At 52.2% G+C, this 21,798-nt stretch carries 21 protein-coding genes and 1 other annotated feature; of the genes, 19 read left to right on the top strand and 2 right to left on the bottom strand.

The annotated features are described in order from the left end of the window. The first annotated feature begins 100 nt into the window (after positions 1–100). The 14 genes from GQY55_RS26730 to GQY55_RS26670 all read left to right on the top strand — a co-directional run bounded on the left by GQY55_RS26730 (position 101) and on the right by GQY55_RS26670 (position 13,723). Positions 101–904, top strand: a complete 804-nt coding sequence (locus GQY55_RS26730) for a VOC family protein (protein WP_236575892.1) — start codon at positions 101–103, stop codon at positions 902–904. Further along, a complete protein-coding gene (locus GQY55_RS26725) occupies positions 897–1,700 on the top strand; it encodes a VOC family protein (protein ID WP_160044960.1) in 804 nt (267 codons plus the stop codon). The genes GQY55_RS26730 and GQY55_RS26725 overlap by 8 nt, the downstream gene beginning before the upstream one ends. 17 nt (positions 1,701–1,717) lie before the next feature. Next, a complete protein-coding gene (locus GQY55_RS31860) occupies positions 1,718–1,849 on the top strand; it encodes a hypothetical protein (RefSeq protein WP_268895066.1) in 132 nt (43 codons plus the stop codon). Next, entirely contained in the window at positions 1,846–3,327 is a 1,482-nt protein-coding gene (locus GQY55_RS26720; protein WP_160044959.1) for an effector binding domain-containing protein, read from the top strand. The genes GQY55_RS31860 and GQY55_RS26720 overlap by 4 nt, the downstream gene beginning before the upstream one ends. A gap of 27 nt (positions 3,328–3,354) precedes the next feature. Then, positions 3,355–3,759: a VOC family protein gene (locus GQY55_RS26715; protein WP_160044958.1), complete on the top strand. Its 405-nt coding sequence runs from the start codon at positions 3,355–3,357 to the stop codon at positions 3,757–3,759. A gap of 279 nt (positions 3,760–4,038) precedes the next feature. After that, positions 4,039–4,446 carry a DoxX family protein gene (locus GQY55_RS26710; RefSeq protein WP_160044957.1) on the top strand — a complete coding sequence of 136 codons (408 nt, stop codon included), beginning with the start codon at positions 4,039–4,041 and terminating at the stop codon, positions 4,444–4,446. A 22-nt stretch (positions 4,447–4,468) separates the two neighbouring features. After that, positions 4,469–5,323: a VOC family protein gene (locus GQY55_RS26705; protein ID WP_160044956.1), complete on the top strand. Its 855-nt coding sequence runs from the start codon at positions 4,469–4,471 to the stop codon at positions 5,321–5,323. 485 nt (positions 5,324–5,808) lie between these two features. Then, complete coding sequence (locus tag GQY55_RS26700; protein WP_236575891.1) at positions 5,809–6,276, top strand: hypothetical protein; 468 nt, start codon at positions 5,809–5,811, stop codon at positions 6,274–6,276. Between the two features lie 111 nt (positions 6,277–6,387). Next, on the top strand, positions 6,388–7,185 hold the full coding sequence (locus tag GQY55_RS26695) for a Nif3-like dinuclear metal center hexameric protein (RefSeq protein WP_160044955.1): 798 nt from the start codon (positions 6,388–6,390) through the stop codon (positions 7,183–7,185). Between the two features lie 40 nt (positions 7,186–7,225). Next, positions 7,226–7,900 (top strand): GntR family transcriptional regulator, encoded by a 675-nt coding sequence (locus GQY55_RS26690; RefSeq protein ID WP_160044954.1) that lies wholly within the window; start codon positions 7,226–7,228, stop codon positions 7,898–7,900. 34 nt (positions 7,901–7,934) lie between these two features. Beyond that, positions 7,935–10,010, top strand: coding sequence for an alpha-glucuronidase family glycosyl hydrolase (locus GQY55_RS26685; protein ID WP_160044953.1), 2,076 nt, complete (start codon positions 7,935–7,937; stop codon positions 10,008–10,010). A 93-nt stretch (positions 10,011–10,103) separates the two neighbouring features. Continuing rightward, entirely contained in the window at positions 10,104–10,460 is a 357-nt protein-coding gene (locus GQY55_RS26680) for a hypothetical protein (RefSeq protein WP_236575889.1), read from the top strand. A 185-nt stretch (positions 10,461–10,645) separates the two neighbouring features. After that, entirely contained in the window at positions 10,646–12,718 is a 2,073-nt protein-coding gene (locus GQY55_RS26675) for a serine hydrolase domain-containing protein (protein WP_160044951.1), read from the top strand. 183 nt (positions 12,719–12,901) lie between these two features. Then, entirely contained in the window at positions 12,902–13,723 is an 822-nt protein-coding gene (locus GQY55_RS26670; RefSeq protein ID WP_160044950.1) for a hypothetical protein, read from the top strand. Between the two features lie 256 nt (positions 13,724–13,979). Here the strand turns inward: GQY55_RS26670 and GQY55_RS26665 are convergent, their stop codons facing one another. Continuing rightward, the gene (locus GQY55_RS26665) at positions 13,980–14,372 is read right to left on the bottom strand and encodes a hypothetical protein (protein WP_160044949.1); all 393 of its coding nucleotides are present in this window, start codon (positions 14,370–14,372) and stop codon (positions 13,980–13,982) included. A 334-nt stretch (positions 14,373–14,706) separates the two neighbouring features. Between GQY55_RS26665 and GQY55_RS26660 the strand changes: the two genes are divergently transcribed. Continuing rightward, positions 14,707–15,402 (top strand): NAD(P)-dependent oxidoreductase, encoded by a 696-nt coding sequence (locus tag GQY55_RS26660; RefSeq protein WP_201452246.1) that lies wholly within the window; start codon positions 14,707–14,709, stop codon positions 15,400–15,402. A 133-nt stretch (positions 15,403–15,535) separates the two neighbouring features. Beyond that, a complete protein-coding gene (gene pepF, locus GQY55_RS26655; RefSeq protein ID WP_160044948.1) occupies positions 15,536–17,335 on the top strand; it encodes an oligoendopeptidase F in 1,800 nt (599 codons plus the stop codon). 69 nt (positions 17,336–17,404) lie between these two features. On the opposite strand, the gene GQY55_RS26650 is transcribed toward pepF, so the two are convergent. Beyond that, positions 17,405–18,169, bottom strand: coding sequence for a YheC/YheD family protein (locus tag GQY55_RS26650; protein WP_236575888.1), 765 nt, complete (start codon positions 18,167–18,169; stop codon positions 17,405–17,407). 222 nt (positions 18,170–18,391) lie between these two features. On the opposite strand from GQY55_RS26650, the gene GQY55_RS26645 reads away from it, so the two are divergent. The 3 genes from GQY55_RS26645 to GQY55_RS26635 all read left to right on the top strand — a co-directional run bounded on the left by GQY55_RS26645 (position 18,392) and on the right by GQY55_RS26635 (position 21,713). Beyond that, positions 18,392–19,480 (top strand): glycosyltransferase family 4 protein, encoded by a 1,089-nt coding sequence (locus tag GQY55_RS26645; protein ID WP_160044947.1) that lies wholly within the window; start codon positions 18,392–18,394, stop codon positions 19,478–19,480. 118 nt (positions 19,481–19,598) lie between these two features. Then, positions 19,599–19,838 (top strand) — a binding site (T-box leader). A 49-nt stretch (positions 19,839–19,887) separates the two neighbouring features. Next, positions 19,888–21,168, top strand: coding sequence for a tyrosine--tRNA ligase (gene tyrS, locus GQY55_RS26640; RefSeq protein ID WP_160044946.1), 1,281 nt, complete (start codon positions 19,888–19,890; stop codon positions 21,166–21,168). A gap of 59 nt (positions 21,169–21,227) precedes the next feature. Then, positions 21,228–21,713 carry an ankyrin repeat domain-containing protein gene (locus GQY55_RS26635; RefSeq protein ID WP_160044945.1) on the top strand — a complete coding sequence of 162 codons (486 nt, stop codon included), beginning with the start codon at positions 21,228–21,230 and terminating at the stop codon, positions 21,711–21,713. The last annotated feature ends 85 nt before the right edge of the window (positions 21,714–21,798 follow it).

Raw genomic sequence — 21,798 nt, 5'->3', positions numbered from 1 at the left:
TTTTATGAACGTGTATGGTTCGAATCCATTTAATCGTTATTACAACGAAACAGGCTAATTACGGTCGTGAGGAGAGAGGAGGAAATCCATGCCACCCGGGATGACAACGATACGGCACATCGACAGGGTGCTATTGCCGGTTCCGGACGCCAGGCTGGCGGCGGAGTGGTACGCGAGCGAATTCGAATTCCAAATCGCAAGGCGGGGCAGCAAAGAGATCGATCTCAAGATCCATGATGGCGAAACATGGCTGACGCTGACGGAGCCGGAGGAACGGGAACCGTTCCGGCCGCAGTTGCATCTGGATGCGGAGGGACATGTTCCATGCTTCAACTTTTATACGCATTGGGTTGATCTTCACGGGGAGTGGCTCAAGTCCAGGGGAATTCGCACAACGGAGACGATGCGCACGCCATACATGAACGTTTGCGAAATGGCCGATCCTTTCGGCAATGTGGTCGGCATTTGCCATGAAAAGGAACATTCGCTCTTTTACACGCCTAGCCCCCGTCCCCTCCCGCCGATGTTCCATCGCATTCTTGCGGTGTTTCTTCCCGTCAAGGATCTTGAAGCTTCCATCCGTTGGTATTCGGACGTCCTGGGCTTTCAGCTGCATAACCATTGGGGACAAGGAGCCGATCTGATGATCGGCGAAGGAGAAACGATCGTCACGATGATTTGCATGGACGAAGGGAAACATCGCCAAGCGGTGCAAGCCATGAACGGCAGAGCCTATTATTCGCTGCAGTCGTCCGATATCCGCGAAGCTTACCGGCAAATATGCGGAAAGGGCGTAGCAGCCGGCCCGTGCCGCAATCGGGATGGGATCCAATTGTTTGACGTCACATCCCCTGAAGGGTTAACGATCCGTATTTCGGAAAAGGAGATGATTTCCGTTGGTTAATCACGAAAGCGTTTCTCATACGGCTGCCGATATTCCGCTCGTGAATCGGGTCGCCAGCGTGTTTGTGCACGTGACGGATTTGCGCCGATCGGCGGAATGGTACAGCCGCTTGCTGGGTCTGCCGATGATGGAGGAACGGTTGAACGGCGGCCCCGTCTATTGGTTTGATTTTCAAGGCACGCATATGATTCTAGATTCGGATGCGGTGAACCGGCAAAATCCGGACTGGAACGAAGGGATGATGCCTCGCATCATGTTCGAAGCGAAGAATATCGACGATGCCTTCCGGTATGTCCGGGAGAAGGGCGGGAAACCGATTTGTGAGCCGGAAAGGCACGGATCGATGGCATTTTTCAACTTCCGGGATCCGGAGGGGAACACGCATATGGCTTGCTGGGTTGATCAGAGGGATGCCGATCAGGCGTTTAAGGGGCAAAGTCCGATCCAGCCGCGCATCGGCGGCGTTTTTGTCGATGTAAAAAATATGCGGGAGGCCGCCCGCTGGTATTCCGATCTTTTGGGCGTGCCGTATGACGAAGCCGCTGCGGAGCAAAGGATTTATTCCGTTCCTGCGGCATCCGGTGCCGCGCTGCTGCTTGACCATAACCGATATTTGAACCAGGAATCGTTTACGGAAGTGCTTTATTTCGAAACCGGCGATTTTGACGCCGCACTGGCGTTTGCCCGGGGGCAAGGTTTTCAGTTTGCAGGCGAACCCTGTTATTTCCCTGACCTGAGCGAATTTGCCCTCCTTGATCCGGACGGCAATCGTGTTGTCGTTGCGAAAATGAATTGAAGGAGGACCTTAAACCGATGGCCGGACAAATCAGCAGTTCTTTAACTTACGGCATTCAACGCCTTCCGCAGGTTTCGTTTTTTAACATTCGGGATGAGGACGGGAACATCGTGATGGTTTGCCAGCAGCATGCGGGGGTGACGCCGTGAACGTGGAAATTGTAGAAAGGCCGGCAATAAAAGCCGCGGTGCTGCGGGTTCCAAGAGACGGTAAACTGGTTCGCGAAGCTTGGGCCAAAGTAACCGCATGGCTCGACGGACATCCGGCGGTAGCAGAGCGGCAGCACGGTTACGTCTTCATTCCGGAGTGGCAGTGGGCGACGGAAGTGACGACGTTGTGGGTAGGCATGGCGGTGCATCATTTCGGCGGGCTGCCTGCCGAGCTTGAGGCGATCACCATCCCGGCCAAGCGGTTTGCAAAAATGACCGTCCAGGGGGACCGCACCCGAATGGAGGCGGCTTACGACGCCCTATTCAGATGGTTTGCGGAAGGGACCTATGCAAGGGATACGCGTGAAGGCTCCTTCGGATTTGAAATGAACCGTCTCAATCCGATGAACCCGTTTGACATTCCGGCGGACGAGATCGACAGCTTCGATTTCGACATTTTCGCGCCGATTTTGAGCGAATCGAAGCTTCTCGCCCCGGACCGATATCCCGGAATCATGAACGTCGAGGTCCGCAAGGGTAGGGATCGCCGGATCGTCGGTGCGGAGACGTTCATCGACCAAAAAACGACAAAAGCGGAGCGGGCCATTCCGGCGTTTTGGGAAGGCGTCATGCCGCGGTTGCGGGAGATTGCCGATGTTAAACAGCCTTTTGCAACGATCGGATTGTACAGGTACGACCCTCCATTTGGACCTCATCAGGATTTTCGTTATGTCGCCGGGGTGGAGGTCGAGGCGGAGTCGAAGGCTCCGCTGCCGGAAGGGATGACGGAAGTGACGGTCCCGGCAAACGACTTTGTCGTCGTTACTTATCGCGGGAAAGCAAGCGGGCTCGGTCAGGTTTGGGACTATTTCCACGGTTTTTGGTTTCCGCGGCAGGCGGAATACGATGCCGTGGACGATTTCGAATTCGAACGTCATGACGAACGTTATCTTGGCGCGGATGACGAGCGTTCCGTATTTGAGATGCATTTTCCGGTCCGCCGGCGGGCGAAGGATAAACGTCTTACGGACAAAATCGTCGTGGATGAAAAGGGAGGGCATGTCCTTCAAGATCTGTGGGGCGAAAGCGTCCGGATGGCAAGCTTTCAAAACGCCGACCTTCACGGCATCGACATGCGGAGCAGCCGCCTGAGGCATGTGAACTTCGTAGGGGCCGAATTGGAGCATATCTATTTTGCCGGCGTTCATGTCGACGAAATTCAGATGGGCGGAACGGTATTTGAGCATATTCGGCGGCCGGAGGCCAGCCAAAGCCGATTGGATGAGGAGCCCGGCACCGATGGGTGGGTTAACGTGGAACCGGTCGTTTTTAGGGACTGCGATCTCAGCACGGCCAGGTTCGAAGGGTGCAACCTAAGTGATGTTAACATTAGCAACTGCCGCCTCGACGGGATGACCATCGACGGGATTCCGGTGACGGCGCTCTTGGAGCATTATTCGAAGTCGGGCGGCAAATAAACGCGGCGAGAAAGGGGCGCAAGGATAATGGGCATTCAACAGATCGGCAGCGTTTTTATTCCGGTAAGCCGATTGGAGCGGTCCATCGCTTTTTACTCTGAAGGACTCGGACTGACTTGCCGGGGAATCGAAGATTGGGGCGGGGGAAAGCGCGGAGCGACACTATTTTTTAATCCGCACCCCGAGCATGCGGCTCTGCTGACTTTAGCCGAAACCGACGAACCGATCGCCGCATCGACCAGGAATCTTTTTAATTTTAAATGCGTTGATGCGAGGGGGCTGCATGCCATGATGCAAACCCAGGGATACCGGGTGTCGGAACTCGAAACATGGGATTCTCCCTGGAACAAACATGTCATGTTTGACGTTGTTGATCCTGACGGTCGTATGCTCAATCTTATCGAAATGATTCCGATCGAAGTTTTCAAATGAGGGACTTATGCCACCATTCGGCGTATGAATCGGACGATCCGCGAAGCTTATGACAAAATTCTCAAACTCTTTAAAATGATTGCCAGGGGCGATATCCGAAAAGTCAACGGACGACAGGATGTCGTCCGTTTTTCTTCTTTTGAGCGTCCTTCGGTCATATATACGCACAAAATACAGTTGTTTACTTGACATTATCCGCTGATAAAAATATAATCACAAACATAAAGTGATTTACTTACGAAAATAATGTTTTGTTTGCGATCAGGAGGATCTAGTACCATGATAAGAAAACAGGATATCGGCGCATTGTTTTTGCGGGTATTTTTAGGCGCTGCTTTTTTTATTCACGGACTTGCCAAGTTTCAAGGGGGTATCGGCAATACTGCGGGATTTTTTGAAAGCTTGGGCTTGCCCGGGTTTGCCGCGTACGTTGTGGCAACGATCGAGCTTGTGGGCGGCCTTGCCGTCCTATTGGGGCTCGGAACGCGGGTGATCTCGTTTTTGTTTGCCGTCATTCTGGCCGGAGCCATGGTCAAGGTGAAGTTTGCCGCAGGTTTTTTGGGAAACGATCAAATGCCGGGGTATGAAATTGATATGGCTCTGCTGATCATCTCCGTTTATTTCGTCATCGCCGGCTCATCGCTGTTCGCGTTGGACCGTTTGTTTTTCCGCTCGAAAGCAGAATAATTCAACCCGGAGGTCTCCATTCATGACGACATTTCATAGCAAACCCAACACTTTTATAGGCCAGGTTCATTTGAAGGTTACCGATTTGGTGCGATCGCTTGCTTTTTATCGGCATGTGATCGGATTTGGCGTGCTGGAGCAATCGGAACGAAAGGCGGTCCTGACGGCGGATGGCAAAACCCCGATGTTGACGATCGAGCAGCCGGAACAGGTTATGCCGAAACAACCGCGCACGACGGGTTTATATCACTTTGCGATTCTGCTGCCGAAGCGTTCGGACTTGGCTTGCGTACTTCAGCATTTTATTCAGCATAACATCCCGCTCCAAGGGGCGTCCGACCATTTGGTCAGCGAAGCCCTCTATTTGGCGGATCCGGACGGAAACGGCATCGAAATTTATGCCGACCGACCGTCCTCGTCGTGGGCTTGGGGGAACGGGGAAGTCGTAATGGATACCGTTGCCCTGGATATTCGGAATCTGTTGCCGGAAGGGGCCGGACAGGAGTGGACAGGGCTTCCCGAGGGTACGCTCATGGGGCATATCCATCTGCATGTCTCTTTCTTGCAGGAAGCGGAAGCATTTTATATCCAGGGGTTGGGCTTTGAGGTCGTAAGCCGGATCGGCAACCAGGCGCTATTTATCTCGACCGGCCAATACCATCACCATATCGGACTCAACACGTGGAATGGGGTAGGTGCCCCGGCGCCCGCGGAAAACAGCGTCGGGTTGATCTCCTTCGATATCGTTTATCCGACCGAGGCGGCAAGAACGGCTGCGGTACAGAGGTTGAAGTCTATGGGGGGGTCCGTTCAAGAAGACGGGGGCGCGTGGATAACGGAAGATCCGTCCAAAAACCGGATGAAACTTGTCCTCTGAACCGGGCGTTCGCCTTTGAGCCTGAATAATATGTAATTATTTCCAACCCATCGTTAGGCAGGGGCCTGACGGTGGGTTTTCGCTTTTGGTCTAGTCTGGCAGCCTTACTCATCAGCCGGACCCGACTCATTCGAACAACGCATCGTTGAAGATCATCGAAAATTTTTTTGCCAAAAAATAAAATAAAAGGATTGAATTCACGGAAAAGGTCCTTTACAATAAAACCCAACTAACTACCATACTAGTTATACTAGTATTCTGATTAAACTGTTCTTGAATCGGGCGATCCGGCCTAAAGCGGCATTCCTTTTCGATCCATCCGTCATTAAGGTCATTCCAGACTCAACAATGTAAAACGGACCCTTTTTGTAAGCGTTTAAAGATAATGGGGAGACGCTATTTTTTTGCTTGAACGATGCCCGTTCCGAAAAGAAGCCGAAGAAACGTCGGCAGCATGTCCCATGAAGATTGGAGTGATAGGGAAAATGGAATCGAAAACCTTCAGCCCGTCTTTGCCGCCGGAAAACGCCGTGAATCAGCGCAAGCGGCACGCGGTTTTTTCGGCCTTGCGCAAAGATTGGCAGCTGTATTCGCTGCTGGTGATACCCGTAATCTACCTGCTCATCTTCAAATACGGGCCCATGATCGGCAACGTCATCGCCTTCAGGCGTTTTGTCCCCGGCGGGAGCATCTTCGGTGAGAAATGGGTCGGGCTGCATTATTTCCGCATGTTTATCGAGGATCCGACGTTTTGGAGAGTTTTCTCGAATTCGCTCATCCTCGGAGGGTTAACGCTTCTGTGCACGTTTCCGGTGCCGATTATTTTCGCGCTGCTGCTGAAACGGAATCTATCCGAATATGACGCCTTTATCAATGAGCTGAAAGGCCAGGGGCTCGACAGCTATCTTGAGCTTACCAACAACACGTACAAAAAGTACAAAGAGAAAAAGTAACGGTCCGGGCTGCCGTTTCGCGTTGAAACGGCAGCCCGTCGACCAAAACGGCAGCTTTAATCCGAGGAGAGCTAAAATCGATAATTACATACGAAATACGGAGGGGAAAACTTGAACATCACCGTACAGGACGTCATTGATCAACTTCCTGCGGCGGGGCGGCTTGAGTCAACGGTCGATCGCCTCGCCACAGGCACCGGCCAAGCGGCCGTCCGCGGCATCGCCGTATCGTTCATCGCTTCCTACGAAGCCATTCGGGAAGCGGCGTCGCTGGGAGCCAATTTGTTCATTTCGCATGAAGGCGTATTTTACCGCCATCAGGAAGGCGGGAAGGGGGCGGGCGGCCACAGCCGGGTACAACAGGTGAAGGAGAGGTTCATCGAATCGGCAGGCATGACCATCTACCGGTATCATGATCATCCGCACATGGCCAGTCCCGACCTGATCACCCGGGGGCTGCTGCGCGCACTGGATTGGGAGCGACATGAGCACAAATACGTTGGGGCCGCGGCCGTGGTGACCCTGCCTGAAGCGCGGCGGGGCTGCGACATCGCCTTCCATGTCAAAAGCAGGCTTCATCTACCGTACCTGCGCGCGGCAGGCAGCCTGGAATCCGCCTGTCAAACCATCGGCATCGCCGTAGGATATCGTGGAGGCGGCGAGATCGCCATTCCTCTGTACGAGAAGGAACATGTCGATCTCCTGCTTGCAGGGGAAGGCCCCGAGTGGGAGACGCCCGAATATGTCCGGGACGCAGCCGCCCAAGGATGCGGCCGTTCGTTCCTTTTGCTCGGGCATGCCGCCAGCGAAGCGCCGGGGATGAAGCTGCTTTCGGAGATGATCGAAGAACGGTTTCCAGGCATACCGGTCCATTTCATAAACACTCCGACGCCGCTGCAAATCATGTAAAATAGGAACAAATGAAGCGATTGCAGAAAGAGGTTACGGTATGTCAGCTGAGCAAAAGATTAAAGGATCGACCCGCGCGTATTCCTATAACCTGTTAAAGGAAAAGATTCTTCACCTGGAGCTTGAGCCCGGAACGAAAATTTCGGAAAAAGAAATCGCGGACGAGCTGAACGTCAGCCGGACACCCGTCCGGGAAGCGTTCATGAAGCTGGCGGAGGAGGAATTGCTCGATATCATTCCGCAAAGCGGTACCGTCGTCTCCCGGATCAACCTGAAGCATGTCGAGGAAGGCCGTTTTATCCGGGAAAAAATCGAGAAGGAAATCGTGGCGCTGGCATGCGAGCAATTCGGGGAACCATACCGCTTTCGGATGGAAGCCAACATCGTGATGCAGGATGTCTGCGCGACGCAAAACAATTATTACAAGCTGTTTGAGCTGGACGAGGAATTCCATCAGATTTTGTTTGAAGCGACGCGGAAAGAGCGGACCTGGAAAATGATTCAGCAGCTGAATATCCATTTCAACCGGCTCCGGCTGCTTCGGCTGTCCAAAGATTCCAATTGGAGGAACATCATTGAGCAGCATAAAGAAATTTACCGTTTGATCGAAGGGCAAGAGAAGGAGCAGGCCATGCAAATGATGGAGAATCATCTGCGGCTTGTCGTGATCGAGCAGGATATGTTGAAGGAAAAGTACCCGCATTACTTTGTCTAAGGGAAGAGGAGAAGCGAAGGGGGACACGAACAAAATGTTTGCAATAAACAACGAACTTCCTTATTCGGCCGCCGACCGATGTTGGCTGAGGTACGCAAGGGATGAATCCTTGCAAGAAATAAGGTGCTTGAAAAGGATGGCGGTCCACGGTGCGTCGGATCAGGTCGCTACCGCGGTGCGTGAACTGGCTTTCGGCCTTGCGGAAATGACCGGGATGGCGCCGGAAATAACCGACGATCCGGATGGCATGGATACGAACATGATCCGGCTGGTCCAATTCGATGAGGCTTTGTCGCTGCGGCTGCAGGAGCTTGTGCCCCGGCAAGCGCTGAATGAAGAAGGGTATGCGATTCAGACGATCGCCGAAAACGGGGGAGAATCGATCGTCGTTGCCGCAAAATCCGGAAAAGGCGTGCTGTACGGCACGTTCCATTTGCTGAGGCTCTTGCAAACCGGCGATTTGGGCGGAAATCTTAACATCCTCGAAAATCCTCGCAACGGGCTGCGCATGATGAACCACTGGGACAACATGGACGGCTCGATCGAGCGCGGATACGCCGGCGGATCGATCTTTTTCAAGGATAACGAATTTATTCGGGATCGGGCGCGGATCAGGGATTATGCGCGGCTTATGGCTTCCATCGGAATCAACGGCGCGGCTATCAACAACGTTAATGTCCACCATACCGAAACGCTGCTGATCACGCCCCGCTTTTTGCCGGATGTGGCGGCGGTGGCCGAAATCTTCCGCGGTTACGGAATCGCTTTATTCCTCAGCATCAATTACGCCAGCCCGATCCAACTGGGGGCGCTCGATACGGCCGATCCCCTCGATCCCCGCGTGCGGGCATGGTGGAGGGAAAAAGCCCGCGAAATTTACGGATTTATCCCCGATTTCGGCGGTTTTGTCGTAAAGGCCGATTCGGAGCACCGGCCCGGTCCTTTTACCTACAACCGGACGCATGCGGACGGCTCGAACATGCTCGCGGAAGCGCTCGAACCTTACGGCGGCATCGTGGTGTGGAGATGTTTCGTCTACAACTGCCTTCAGGATTGGAGAGACCGAACGACCGATCGGGCCCGCGCCGCATATGATCATTTCAAACCTCTGGACGGCCAATTCAAGAAAAACGTCGTGCTGCAGATCAAAAACGGGCCGATGGATTTTCAGGTCAGGGAGCCGGTTTCCCCGCTTCTCGGCGCGATGCCGGAAACCAATCAAATGGCGGAGTTCCAAATTACGCAGGAATACACGGGTCAGCAAAAACATCTTGTATATCTCGTTCCGCAATGGAAGGAAGTGCTCGATTTCGATACGTTCGCGCGGGGCGAAGGATCGGAAGTGAAAAAGGTCGTCGCCGGGGAAACGCATCCTTATGCATACTCCGGAATGGCCGCGGTCATCAACGTCGGAAACGATCCGAACTGGACCGGGCATACGCTGGCGCAGGCGAATCTTTACGGCTTCGGGCGGTTGGCGTGGAATCCGGATTTGCCGGAAGAAGCGATCACTGCGGAGTGGGTCCGGCTCACTTTCGGCAAGGATGAGACGATCTTCCGAGCGCTGCGGTCCATGCTTGCAGACTCTTGGCACATCTATGAAAGCTATACGTCGCCGCTTGGAATCGGATGGATGGTGAACCCCGGGCATCATTACGGCCCGAACGTCGACGGTTACGAGTATTCCGTATGGGGCACGTACCATTATGCCGATTGCCAGGGAATGGGCGTTAATCGTACCTTGAAAAACGGAACTGGGTTTACATCTCAATATGCCAAAGAAAACATGGAGCGTTACGAGTCGCTGGAGTCCTGTCCGGACGAGCTGCTGCTCTTTTTCCACCACGTCCCGTACACCCATATGCTTCATTCCGGCAAAACGGTCATCCAGCATATTTACGACAGCCATTTTGAAGGGGTGGAAGGCGTGAAGGCGTTCATCGAACTTTGGCGCGAACTGGAAGGGCGCATCGATGCGGAGCGTTATGAAGCGGTGTCGGAACGGCTTCGGATCCAGCTTGCGCATGCCAAGGAATGGAGAGACGTCGTCAATTCGTATTTTTACCGCAAATCCGGCATTGAGGATCAATACGGCCGTCGGATTTATTAAGCTGGTCGGCGACTCTATTAATGGCATCTGCCTTATATTCCGGGCACCATCCGCGCAATCGGACGAAACGGCGACCATAAAGTATCCGAGCACGTGCTGCATACGGCCGGAGAACCGGCGCGAATCATGCTGAATGCCGATCAGACGGTTCCGGCGGCCGACGGGAATGCCATCGCCCACGTAGAGGCATGCATCGTGGATGAAGAGGGAAACGTCGTTCCGAACGGGGAATTCGAGCTTTCCTTCGATTGGGAAGGTGCAGGGGCCGTCATTGGGGTAGACAACGGCGATCTCCGCTGTCATGAACCCTACAAAGGGCGTCGCAGAACATCCCGGGGCGGCAAATGTTTGGCAATCGTCCAGTCCAAGCCGGAATCCGGGGAAATAAGGCTTAAGGCTTCCGCCAAAGGGCTGGCGGATGGGGCCGTCAGCATAAACGTTGAAACATAAAAATCAGGATGCAGGAACCGCCTTTGGCTGAACGTGCGGCGCTCCTGCATTTTTCTTTTGATCCAGGGAACTGCATCCCGGCGCAAAATGGTCAATTTTTTTCGTCTTTTTCAGTGGAAAGTTGAACCATTTTTTTCGGTAAAACGTACTAGTTTATGAGATTCGTATCTAAAGGAGGTTTTTTCATGGGGAAAAAAAGGTTCATCTGGCTGCTCGCCGCCGCGCTTGCTCTGACTCCGCTCGTTCCGACATCGGCGCTGGCCGCAGATAGCAAGGCCGTTGCATCGGTTCAAGGCTTGGAGAAATTCGCTGCCGAAAAAGCGGCGCTGCTCACCGAAAAATACGGAACGACCAGCGTCCAATATGCACTCATGGACGGCGGCAATTTATTGGCTTCGGGGCAAACGGGCCTCAATGACAAGGCTGGCAAAATTCCGCTGACCAAGGATACGTTGTACGGCATCGGCTCCACGAGCAAAATGTTTACGACGGCGGCCGTTATGAAGCTTGTCGATGAGGGGAAAATCGATCTGGATGCCCCGCTTGTGCAGTACATAACCGATTTCAAAATGAAAGACGAACGGTATAAGCAGATCACGCCGCGCATGCTGCTGAATCATTCCTCGGGTTTGCAGGGCTCCAGCCTGGGCAATTCCTTTCTGTTCGACGACCCGGACACGTATGCGCATGATACGCTGCTGAAGCAGCTATCCGTGCAACGGCTAAAGGCGGATCCGGGAGCCTTTTCGGTTTACTGCAACGACGGGTTTACGCTGGCCGAAATTCTTGTCGAAAGAGTCAGCGGCATGGCATTTACCGCATTCATTCATCAAAATTTTACCGAGCCGTTGTCCATGAACCATACGATAACTTCGCAGGATGTCATGGAACCCGGCAAATTTGCCGGGCTTTATTACCCGGGATTCGATACACAGCTTCCGAATGAAACCGTCAATGTGATCGGCACGGGCGGCATCTATTCCACGGCGGAGGATCTGGCGCGGTTCTCGCAAATCTTCACGGGACAGCAAAAGGGCATCCTCACCGACAAGTCGGTTCAAGCCATGCAGCAGGAGGAATACAAAAGAGGATTGTGGCCGAAAGACGCCGACAATTCCGTCGATTTCGGGCTAGGCTGGGACAGCGTAAGGCTGTATCCGTTTAACGATTATGGCATCAAGGCACTGACCAAAGGCGGGGACACCATCTTGTACCATGCCTCGCTGGTCGTGCTGCCGGAGCAGAATATGGCCGCCGCCGTGTTGTCCTCGGGCGGAAGCAGTTCGACAAACCAGATGCTGGCTACCGAGCTGCTGCTTCAAGCGCTGAAAGAGAAGGGGACGATCAAGGAAATCAAGCCGGAAAAATCGTTCGGCAAGCCGGTCAAGGCGGATATGCCGGGCGACGTAAAGAAATACGCGGGGTATTACGGTTACCTCAACCAACAAATCAAAATCGCCATTAAAACCGGGGAGCTTACGCTTTCGGTGCCGAACACGCCTGGGCTTCCGGAGCAAAAATTCATATATACGGCGGACGGCACCTTCGTGAATCCTGAAGGCAGTGCGAAGCTTGCGTTTGTTACGGAGAAAAACGGACGCACCTATCTATGGGACAGGGAATACACCAGCATCCCGGGATTAGGGCAAGTGGCCGTGTCCACTTATATGGCGGAGAAGCTTGAGGATCATCCGATTGCGAAGGATGCGGAAAAAGCTTGGGCAAAAAGGGAAGGTCAGGAATTCTATCCGATCAACGAAAAATTCAGTTCGCTCATGTACATGCTTAAGCCGACGGTAAAAATCACCCGCTCGGACGACCTGAAAGGATATTTCGGAGCAAATCAAATTTCCGGCCCGGACACAGCGGCTAGCCAGGTGCAGATTCCGGCTGTGGGCGGCAGGGATACGGCGGAATATCATTTCTTTAAAGAGAACGGCAGCGAATATCTGGAAGCGGCCGGAAGTTTGTATGTCAGCGGGGAAAAGGTAAAAGCGCTCTATAAAGGGAAGCAGTCCACGGTAACGATTCAGCCCGACGGTTATGCCAGATGGTTTACCGTTCCGGAGGGAGCCGCAGGCAAAACCATGAGCGTCAACATGCCGGAACAGGGTTCCTTTGCGGTATACGACGAAGCAGGGACCTGCGTGAACTTTACCGTCATCAGCGGCAAGAGCGACGCCGTTCTGCCGAAAAACGGAGTGGTTGTATTTGCAGGGGAAGCGGGCTCGACCTTTAACATCACGTTGAAAAAGTAGCAATTATAAATTTCGTTCATTGAAAGGCGGGATACCGGACGACTCCGGGATTTTCGCCTTTTTCGCTTCAGACATCATTGTTTTGATGAGTTTCCGACACCGGTGCGTTTGAAACATTCACTTCTCTCGAGCGTATGTTACAATGACAAAGGTTCAGCCTTTATGAGGGGAGGAACAATAGTTTTGGCAACAGTGTTAGCATCAGTACATAAAAACAACGGCAGAGGTTCGCGAAGGCCGGGGCACAGAAACAAAAACAAACGTAAACCATCGAAAGAAAGCCGGGCCAACCGGTTTTGGTTTGGATTGTTAAAAGCCGTTGGATTCGTTGTGGTTTTTGGCTGCATTCTAGCTTATTGGAATACGACCAGGCTGACGTCGATCATATTGAATGCCCGTCCGGTCGAGGAACTGACCGCCGATACGACGGGGATGGTCAGGCTTGAAGGTACGGCTGAAGGTGCGGCTGCGTTTACGGATGAAGGCAAGCTTCGGAAACGTTACGCACTCCTTCAAAAGGAAGAGTTCAACTGGCATTGCAGTAGAGGAGGATGCTCATACGAGCTGAATGAAGATCAGAAGCCCTCGGTTTGGGGTACGCTGAAGATCAACGGGGTATCCGTTGAATCCGACGAGTTCCGCTTTTATGCCGACTGGCTGCCTTTGGATATTACGACGGTTCCCTTCGAGCAGTTATCCAACATTAAGGGGCCGCTTCTCGTCGAAAAACCGAAATCAACCGCTTACGGATACTACGCCGTCTCGCCGGGCGACCGGGTGACGGTCATCGGCCAGGCTCAAAACGGCCGTTTGGAGCCTTTTGAGCTGCCGGGCGAAGACGAACGGCGCGTCATTTTGATCGGTTCGAGCGTTGACCGGATGGTCTCACACGAACGGAAAAACCAAATCGTATATCTGATTTTGGGCGCGGTTGTCGCGCTCATGCTGCTGCCGGTAGTCGTCGGGTGGATTCGAAAATTGTTCCGGAGGTTCGCGCGAACCTGAACTTAGACCATGCCTGCAAAAGCTAAAGGACTTTCTCCCATCGGAACCAGCGGAAAACGCTCCGGTTGGGAGAAAGTCCTTTTTTGAAGATATAAGAAACGTATAAGTTTCGAAGTGATTGCGTCCTTATATCTCAAGAAAAATTTCCGCCAAGCGCGGTCTGTTCTTCTGTGAAAGCGCGTCGATAGACGTTTTTCTTATTTTCCTGAAAAATATCGTTTATGGCACGCGAGCTTCTTTCCTTATGTACCTGTCGTCAACCGAAGGAAGTCAAGACGCTCTGTTCGACGATTTCCCTGAGCTCAGCCTTGTGGGCGGCATGCTGCTCGGGTGTAATGCTTCCGCTCCGGAGGCGGTCATCCAGCTGCTTGGCTAGCTGCGAGACTTGAAGATCGATGACATCGTTGATATCTCCGCCTTGTTCGGCCGCGATATCATGCAAGGATTTGCCTTCGTACAAAGATTCATACAGTTCCTCGTCGGATGATTGGTTGAGTGCTTCAAGCAGATCGTCTTTTTCTGAATTGCCTGTAGAAAAAGACCATTTTAGTGCCGGGCATGCGCTTGTGATGGAGCCGCTTAACGCGGTGCTTCCGAAAGACATAATCACTACCATCGTTCCGACAATCATCACTCGCTTTATGTTCATGGTTAAAATCCTCTTTTCCTGTTTTTTGGTGCGTGTCGTAGGCGTTAGGTTATGGGTGTGAGAGTTTCAGCCTAATGTCATTGTAAACGAGAAACCTGAGTATAACCTTAATTGTTCTTTAAGATTAAATAAAGTTCACTCCCGAAGTACTGAAAAAAATTCCGTTTCCGCTTCATCCAGCGCTTTTGTGTGCCTGCTTTCCCTGCATTCCAACGATGAGCAACGGGATTTAGTTGCTGCTTTTATATTCGTCGGAAAGGGCGCTAAACATAGGAGTTGACCTTGACACAATGTCAACGTTTTAAGATGGAAGAGAACGGAGAGGAGTCATATCATGACGGAAATGACGCAAAGGGGAAACTTGGAAAGTGACGAAGGGAATAGAGCAAACGACAAACATCCTCCCGTGACCGTTATCGGCCTCGGTCCGATGGGACGGGCATTGGCCGGAGCTTTTCTGAAGGCAGGGCATCCGACGATCGTCTGGAACCGATCGGCCGGCAAAGCCGAGGCGCTTGCCGATCAAGGGGCAGTCCTCGCGAAGACCGCCGCCGAAGCCGTTGCGGCAAGCCGGCTGACGATCGTGTGCGTCCGGGATTATGACGCCGTTCACGATATCGTCGAACCGATCGGTGAAGGGTTAAGAGGACGGACATTGGTAAATCTGACATCCGACTCGCCGATTCGCGCACGCCAAACGGCCGAATGGGCGGCCGGGCACGGAATCGATTACCTTGACGGAGCGATCATGACGCCAATTACTACGATCGGACAGAACTCGGCCACCGTATTGTACAGCGGCTCCAAGGCGGTCTTTGAGGCTCATCGTTCCGTCCTGTCAACGATCGGTGGTGCTTCCGTGCATCTTAGCGAAGATGCGGGCCGGGCTGCCGCATACGATGTGTCCCTTCTGGATATGTACTGGACGACGATAAGCGGTTATATGAATGCGCCCGCATTGGCGAAAGCTGAAAACATCTCAGGGAAAGAGCTGCTGCCTTTCGCACAAGGCATAAGCGGCATTCCGTGATTCTTCCAGCCTTCAAGGGAAATTTTCCGCGGGCGGAAATATGCAGGTAATGACATAGAAATGTATGCTACAATGGGATTTATTGGTGCTATTAAACATTGGTCAATTCATGGAAAGGGAGAGGTGCACACGTATGTCGAAAATTTTATCCCGCGCGGAAGTGGCAGTGGAAACCACATGGAATTTGAACGATATTTTTCCGACCAAAGAGGCTTGGGAAAATGAAATGCAGGCGGTGGAACAGGATATCGCCTCCGTTGCAAAATTTGAAGGAAAGCTCGGCGAAGGAGCGGACACGCTGCTGGCTTGTCTTCTTGCCCAGGAAGAGCTTCAGGGCAGAGTCAGCCGGACCTCGGCTTATGCGCATCTGCTTCTCTCCGGAGACAGCATCGACCCCGATAACCAGATCAACGCCGCCAAGGCGCGTGATTTGTCTTCGCTGGTGAGCACGGCCCTGTCGTTTATCAAATCCGAAATTATCGCACTCCAAGACGGAATGATCGAACAGTACATAAAAGAACAACCTGCGCTCCGGGAATTCGAACGCAGCCTCAAGCTGCTGTTGCAAACCAAACCGCACAGATTGACGCCGGAAACGGAAAAGGTGCTGGCATCGTTGGGCGAGGTATTAGGGGCGCCATACCGCATCTATGAACGCAGCAAGCTGGCAGACATGACGTTCCCTACAGCCAAAGACGGTCAAGGGCAGGAAGTGCCGGTATCGTTTGCGCTTTATGAAAACAAGTACGTCGAATCGCCGGACACCGTTTTGCGCCGCAATTCGTTTCAAGTTTTTAGCGAAACGCTGCATAAATACCGCAATACGTTTGCCGAGACGTACGGCACCGAAGTGAAACGGCAAGTGATCGAATCGCGCCTGCGCGGATATGACTCCGTGACAGACATGCTGCTGACGCCGCAGCAGGTGACGAAAGAAATGTACAACAATGTGCTGGACATTTTGCAGCAGGAGCTTGCTCCTCATATGCGGAAATATGCTGCCCTTAAGAAGCGGGTGCTTCAATTGGACGAAATGACGTTCGCCGATTTGAAGGCGCCGCTCGACCCGGAATTCAGCCCGGCCATCTCCTTCCAAGAGGCGGGGGAATTGATCAAGGAAGCATTGTCGATTCTCGGTCCGGAATACGGGGAAATCGTTTCGGCCGCATTCCGCGACCGTTGGGTGGATTACGCGGATAACGCCGGAAAAAGAACGGGAGCGTTTTGCAGCTCCATACCTGGAGTCCATTCTTACATTCTGATCAGCTGGGCGGACAATATGAGAGGCGCGTTTACAATGGCCCATGAAGTGGGGCACGCCGGTCATCTGATGCTGGCGGGCAAATACCAGCGAATAACGAACTATCGGCCTTCCCTGTATTTTATCGAAGCTCCGTCGACGATGAATGAGCTCCTGCTTGCGGATCATCTCCTGGCACGTTCCGACGATCCGAGAATGCGCCGTTGGGTGATTTCCCAGCTTCTCGGCACGTATTACCACAACTTTGTCACCCATTTGCTCGAAGGGGAACTTCAGCGCCGGGTCTACGATCTTGCCTCGCAAAACGTCCCGATTACGGCCGTGAAATTATGCGAACTGAAGGGAGACATTCTGGCTTCGTTCTGGGGAGAGGATGTCGTGATCGACGACCATGCCAAGTTGACCTGGATGCGCCAGCCGCATTACTACATGAGCTTGTACCCTTATACGTACGCTGCGGGGCTTACCGCTTCAACCGCGGTTGCCAAGCTGATCCGGGAGGAAGGGCAGCCTGCGGTGGATCGTTGGCTCGAAGTGTTGAAGGCCGGCGGCTCCATGAGCCCGCTCGATTTGATGAAGCTCGCAGGAGTGGATATGTCGAAACCGGAACCGATCCGGAACGCCGCGGCTTATGTCGGATCGCTGATCGATGAGCTCGAGCGTTTGTTTTAAACAAGACAGACAGCATCTGAAATGACTGGAAAAAGATGAAGGCGGGAACCCGTGGTTCCCGCCTTGATTCTAGTGCTTCCCGGCAGCCCTTCTGTAACGCATGACTTTCCTATACATCGACTTATCCTTTAATTTGTTGAATATAAAAGGATCCGGATTCGTGTTCACTTCGATAATCCATGGCGTCCAAGAATCGTCGAATCCAACGTCCAATCCGATTTGCCTGATCCCGGGGTATTTTTTGTGGAGGTGTTTTGCCGTGGATACGCCAAGTTTGGTCAAGCGATGTATCACTTTATTCATGTCACTGCCGGAGAGGTGGGCGGTAAGTAAAGGTTTGACATCCATGGGCGTGCCCCCGCTGTGATAATTCGTCACGATTTTTCCGGGATGCGCCACTCTGCCAATGAGACCGGTCGTTTCCCATTCCCTTTTGGGGCTGAGCTGTACCATGACCCGTATATCAAAACGCCTCTTATTATATTTCAACAAATGAATGCCTTTTTGAATGAGATAACTTTTCTTCCCCGTTATACTCCGAATCGAGTTGTGAAAGCTTTCATAGTCCCCAAAGGTTCTTTCCGTCGTCCCCGTTTGGTATTTGTACGCACCGGCATTCAGGCGCTGCACGCGCATAACCCCTTTGCCGTAAGTCCCGACCTCGGGTTTCACGTAGACCATTTTGTAAAGCTCCAGCATTTTCTTCAAGGTAGGTTTACTGAATCTGCGAGTATCCGGAATAAACGGTTTCACCTCATCGCTTGTCAGGAGTGCCTTTGTTTTCGTCCATTTACTCAATAAAAATCTGCGCGGCTTTTTTTCGATCATACCCATCGATCCCTCCACATCCAACATATGCAGCCCGATTTCGCATTGTATGCGGTTTTTGCCTTGCCCGAACAGGGAATTCGCACAAATCATGCACAAATAGACTATAGGTATAACGATCAGTAAAAAAGGCCGGTAACAAGTGAATGAGACTGTACCTGTCGTAAATGATTGAATACTTATAGATAATGTTAGAGCAGTATTTGTGGCAAAAAGGGAGAGGGGAACATGAATATACTGATTGTCGCGCCGGAGCGGATACCTGTTCCCGGCAATGGGTCGGTAGAGATTTGCATACTTGCCATTGCCAAGCAGCTGGCTCAAAATCATAAGGTAACCGTCGTCAGCAGAGCTTCAAAGGGGCTTCCGGCTCAAAGCGACGCAGGCGGAGTCAATATCGTCAGGGTTCGATCAGGCAGTTCAAAGGTTTATCTTGCTTCGGTTCTTCGCTTTATTCAGGGGAAGGATTATGACGTCATCCAGGTTGACAATCGTCCCCGCTACATGGCATTCATCAAAAGGGCATTCCCAACCATGAAGGTCACGTTGTTTCTGCATTCGCTCACATTTGTTCCGCCGACCAAACATGTTGCCAAACTCTTGGGGCATGCCGATCTCATCATTGCAAACAGCATTTCGCTGAAACAAAAATTAACAAACCGCTTTCCCGTTGTGGCCCAAAAAATTCGGGTCGTTGAGCTTGGCGTCGATACGAATCGGTTCCGCCCCGTAACCGAGGCCGATCGTTCCCAATACAGGAAAAAGTTCGGCATAGGCGATAGGTATACCGTTCTGTTTGTCGGCCGCATCATTCCTCAAAAAGGGGTGCACGTATTGCTGAAAGCGGCAGGCCTTGCCAAGAAAGAAGTTCCTCTTCAAGTGGTCGTTGCCGGGCGTTGGAGCGTTTCATACATGAGGCATCTGAGAGCCTTGGCATCCAAGTCGAGCGTGCCTGTGAAATGGATCGGCCAACAAAAACATTCGGAAATTCATAAGGTATATCAGATCGCGGATTGTTTGGTGTGCCCCTCCCAAAAACACGAAGCCTTTGGACTCGTGAATGTCGAAGCTATGGCCTCCGGATTGCCTGTTATCGCTTCAAATATCGGAGGAATTTCCGAAGCTGTGATCCATGAGAGCAGCGGTTTTTTGGTGGATGAATACTCGCGTCCCGAAAGATTTGCGGAATATTTGATCCGACTCGGGAAAAACAAGGAACTTGGGCGTAAAATGGGAGCCAAGGGAAGAATCGGCGTTATGCAGCACTTCACTTGGCAGCAAACGGCCGACAAGCTCGCTTCGCTATATCAACGATAGTAGGGTTGATAGGTCGGCGCCCGGTGAGCGGCATAACTTCCAATTCTAATAGGGGAATATTGACATCGAAGTCATTATTTGATTAAATGGTAAAAATTAAATATCGAACAAAGCAATGATGGATGGGTCGAACGACCGAAGTAGGGGATTTGAAGAAGCGTCTGCAGAGAGCCGGTGGCTGGTGGAAACCGGTGCGATCATGTTCCCGAATTACGATCCGGAGCCGGAAAAGCGAAATGAAGCCAGAGTAGCTTTGCCCCGGCATCGCTAAGATGCCGTTATGACAAATAAGCGAAAGAGGTTTCATCGAACTTCTTTAATTAGGGTGGTACCGCGAGACAGCCTTCTCGTCCCTTGGGGGACGTAGGGCTGTTTTTTATTTTCTGAATACAAAGGAGAGAGTATCAATGGATTTATGGGAGCAGCTTTCCGAAGCGCAAAAACGGGAGGTTCACAGGCAACTGGACATCATTCGCAGAGGGGCGGCGGATATCATTCCTGAAGAAACCTTAATTCAAAAAATAACGTCTTCCGTCTTAACGGGAAAACCGCTCAAGGTCAAGCTTGGACTCGATCCTTCCGCACCTGACGTCCATGTCGGCCATACTGTCGTACTGCATAAACTGCGGCAGTTTCAGGATCTGGGGCATGAAGTGCAGCTGATCATCGGCGATTTTACGGGGCGGATCGGCGACCCGACAGGAAAATCCGAGACGAGGAAACAGCTTTCGGAAGAGGATGTCAAACGAAACGCTGCCAGTTACAAAAAACAGCTTTACAAAATTTTGGACCCTGAAAAGACGAAGTTTCATTTTAACTCCACATGGCTTCAAAAGATGAACTTTGAACAAGTTTTGCTGTTAGCCGGAAAAGCGACCGTCGCAAGGATGCTGGAGCGGGATGATTTCGCTAAGCGTTATGGGACTAACCACCCCATCCATCTCCACGAGTTCTTTTATCCGTTAATGCAGGGATATGACTCGGTTGCGCTTGAAAGCGACATCGAGCTAGGCGGCACGGACCAGACGTTTAACATTTTGATGGGACGGACGCTGCAACACGCATACGGTTTCGAACACGGCCAGGCAGCTATCCTGATGCCGATCCTCGAGGGGCTTGACGGTACCCAAAAAATGAGCAAAAGCTTGGGCAACTACATCGGAATCGACGATTCGCCAAATGAAATGTTCGGCAAAACCATGTCGGTTTCGGATGAACTCATGCTTAAATATTACGAGCTGACCACCGCTCTTCCAAACGATGAGCTGCTTCAGCTTAAGGAAGGTTTGGCAAAAGGGAAGATTCATCCCCGCGACGCGAAAATCCGGTTGGCAAAAGAATACGTTTGCATGTATCATGGCAAGGAGGCGGCGGAACTAGCCGAACAGCATTTTTCCGCCGTTTTCCGAAACCGTTCGTTTCCCGAACATATCGATGAATTTAGGATCAGCCCAAATCTGATGGAGGATGGCTGCATACAGGTATGCAAGCTGCTAGTCACGCTTGGATTCGCTTCCTCGAACAGCGAGGCTAGGCGAAGCGTGGTTCAAGGGGCGGTGAAATTAAACGGAGCGAGGATTTCGGATCCTTACGTACGGATCGAACTTCACAGCGGCGACATCATGCAATCCGGCAAAAGGAAGTTTGCGAAAATCGTCATTAGTGAAGGCGGGATGGATACATACTAGGGTGCGCCGAACGGGTGGATGCACTAGAAAAGTATGTACTCAGGGGAGGAACAGTATAAATGAGCTATCGATTCGAAGATTTATTCGAGGCTGCGGAGATGGACGACTTTGAGGCCGTTCAGCGGATTGTGCAATCGGAGCCGGTTCTGATTCACGGTGCGGACGAATATGAGTTTTCGGTTTTGCACGCGGCAGTGATGACGGACAACGAAGTCATGGTGGAATTTCTAATAAATCACGGGGCTGATGTCCAAGCAAAAAATGACGAGGGCATAACGCCGCTGCATATCGTTTTGTATCCTGAAATCGCATCGCTGCTCATTCGGCATGGGGCGGACGTCAATGCGGCAGCGGATGACGGGAACACGCCGCTTCACGCGCAGGCGTCCGACGGAGAGGAAAGGCTGGATGTCGTCGAAGTGCTCCTGCAGCACGGGGCGAATCCATCGCTCCTGGACCAAAGCGGCCAAACCCCGCTCGACATCGCCAAAAGCCGCGAGGAAAACGAGATGATCGAGCTGCTAACTTCGGTTTCAGAACGGTAAAGGTTTGACCATTGTTATGAGTGGGCCAGGGTTGCCATTGTATTATGATTTATGATGTGCCAAAAGACCTCAGGGAAAGGATGTT

This window comes from Paenibacillus sp. USDA918EY (genome assembly GCF_009870825.1).
GTDB classification, from domain to species: Bacteria; Bacillota; Bacilli; order Paenibacillales; family Paenibacillaceae; genus Paenibacillus_AQ; species Paenibacillus_AQ albilobatus.
Note: the sequence above shows the minus strand (reverse complement) of the source record. Positions and strands in the feature narration are given on the sequence as shown.

Bases quoted from the DNA above. Each gene is read 5' to 3' on its own strand.
- GQY55_RS26730 (WP_236575892.1), top strand. From the start codon at position 101: ATGACAACGATACGGCACATCGACAGGGTGCTATTGCCGGTTCCGGAC.
- GQY55_RS31860 (WP_268895066.1), top strand. From the start codon at position 1,718: ATGGCCGGACAAATCAGCAGTTCTTTAACTTACGGCATTCAACGCCTT.
- GQY55_RS26715 (WP_160044958.1), top strand. From the start codon at position 3,355: ATGGGCATTCAACAGATCGGCAGCGTTTTTATTCCGGTAAGCCGATTG.
- GQY55_RS26710 (WP_160044957.1), top strand. From the start codon at position 4,039: ATGATAAGAAAACAGGATATCGGCGCATTGTTTTTGCGGGTATTTTTA.
- GQY55_RS26705 (WP_160044956.1), top strand. From the start codon at position 4,469: ATGACGACATTTCATAGCAAACCCAACACTTTTATAGGCCAGGTTCAT.
- GQY55_RS26700 (WP_236575891.1), top strand. From the start codon at position 5,809: ATGGAATCGAAAACCTTCAGCCCGTCTTTGCCGCCGGAAAACGCCGTG.
- GQY55_RS26690 (WP_160044954.1), top strand. From the start codon at position 7,226: ATGTCAGCTGAGCAAAAGATTAAAGGATCGACCCGCGCGTATTCCTAT.
- GQY55_RS26685 (WP_160044953.1), top strand. From the start codon at position 7,935: ATGTTTGCAATAAACAACGAACTTCCTTATTCGGCCGCCGACCGATGT.
- GQY55_RS26675 (WP_160044951.1), top strand. From the start codon at position 10,646: ATGGGGAAAAAAAGGTTCATCTGGCTGCTCGCCGCCGCGCTTGCTCTG.
- GQY55_RS26665 (WP_160044949.1), bottom strand. From the start codon at position 14,372: ATGAACATAAAGCGAGTGATGATTGTCGGAACGATGGTAGTGATTATG.
- GQY55_RS26660 (WP_201452246.1), top strand. From the start codon at position 14,707: ATGACGGAAATGACGCAAAGGGGAAACTTGGAAAGTGACGAAGGGAAT.
- pepF (WP_160044948.1), top strand. From the start codon at position 15,536: ATGTCGAAAATTTTATCCCGCGCGGAAGTGGCAGTGGAAACCACATGG.
- GQY55_RS26650 (WP_236575888.1), bottom strand. From the start codon at position 18,169: ATGGGTATGATCGAAAAAAAGCCGCGCAGATTTTTATTGAGTAAATGG.
- GQY55_RS26645 (WP_160044947.1), top strand. From the start codon at position 18,392: ATGAATATACTGATTGTCGCGCCGGAGCGGATACCTGTTCCCGGCAAT.
- tyrS (WP_160044946.1), top strand. From the start codon at position 19,888: ATGGATTTATGGGAGCAGCTTTCCGAAGCGCAAAAACGGGAGGTTCAC.
- GQY55_RS26635 (WP_160044945.1), top strand. From the start codon at position 21,228: ATGAGCTATCGATTCGAAGATTTATTCGAGGCTGCGGAGATGGACGAC.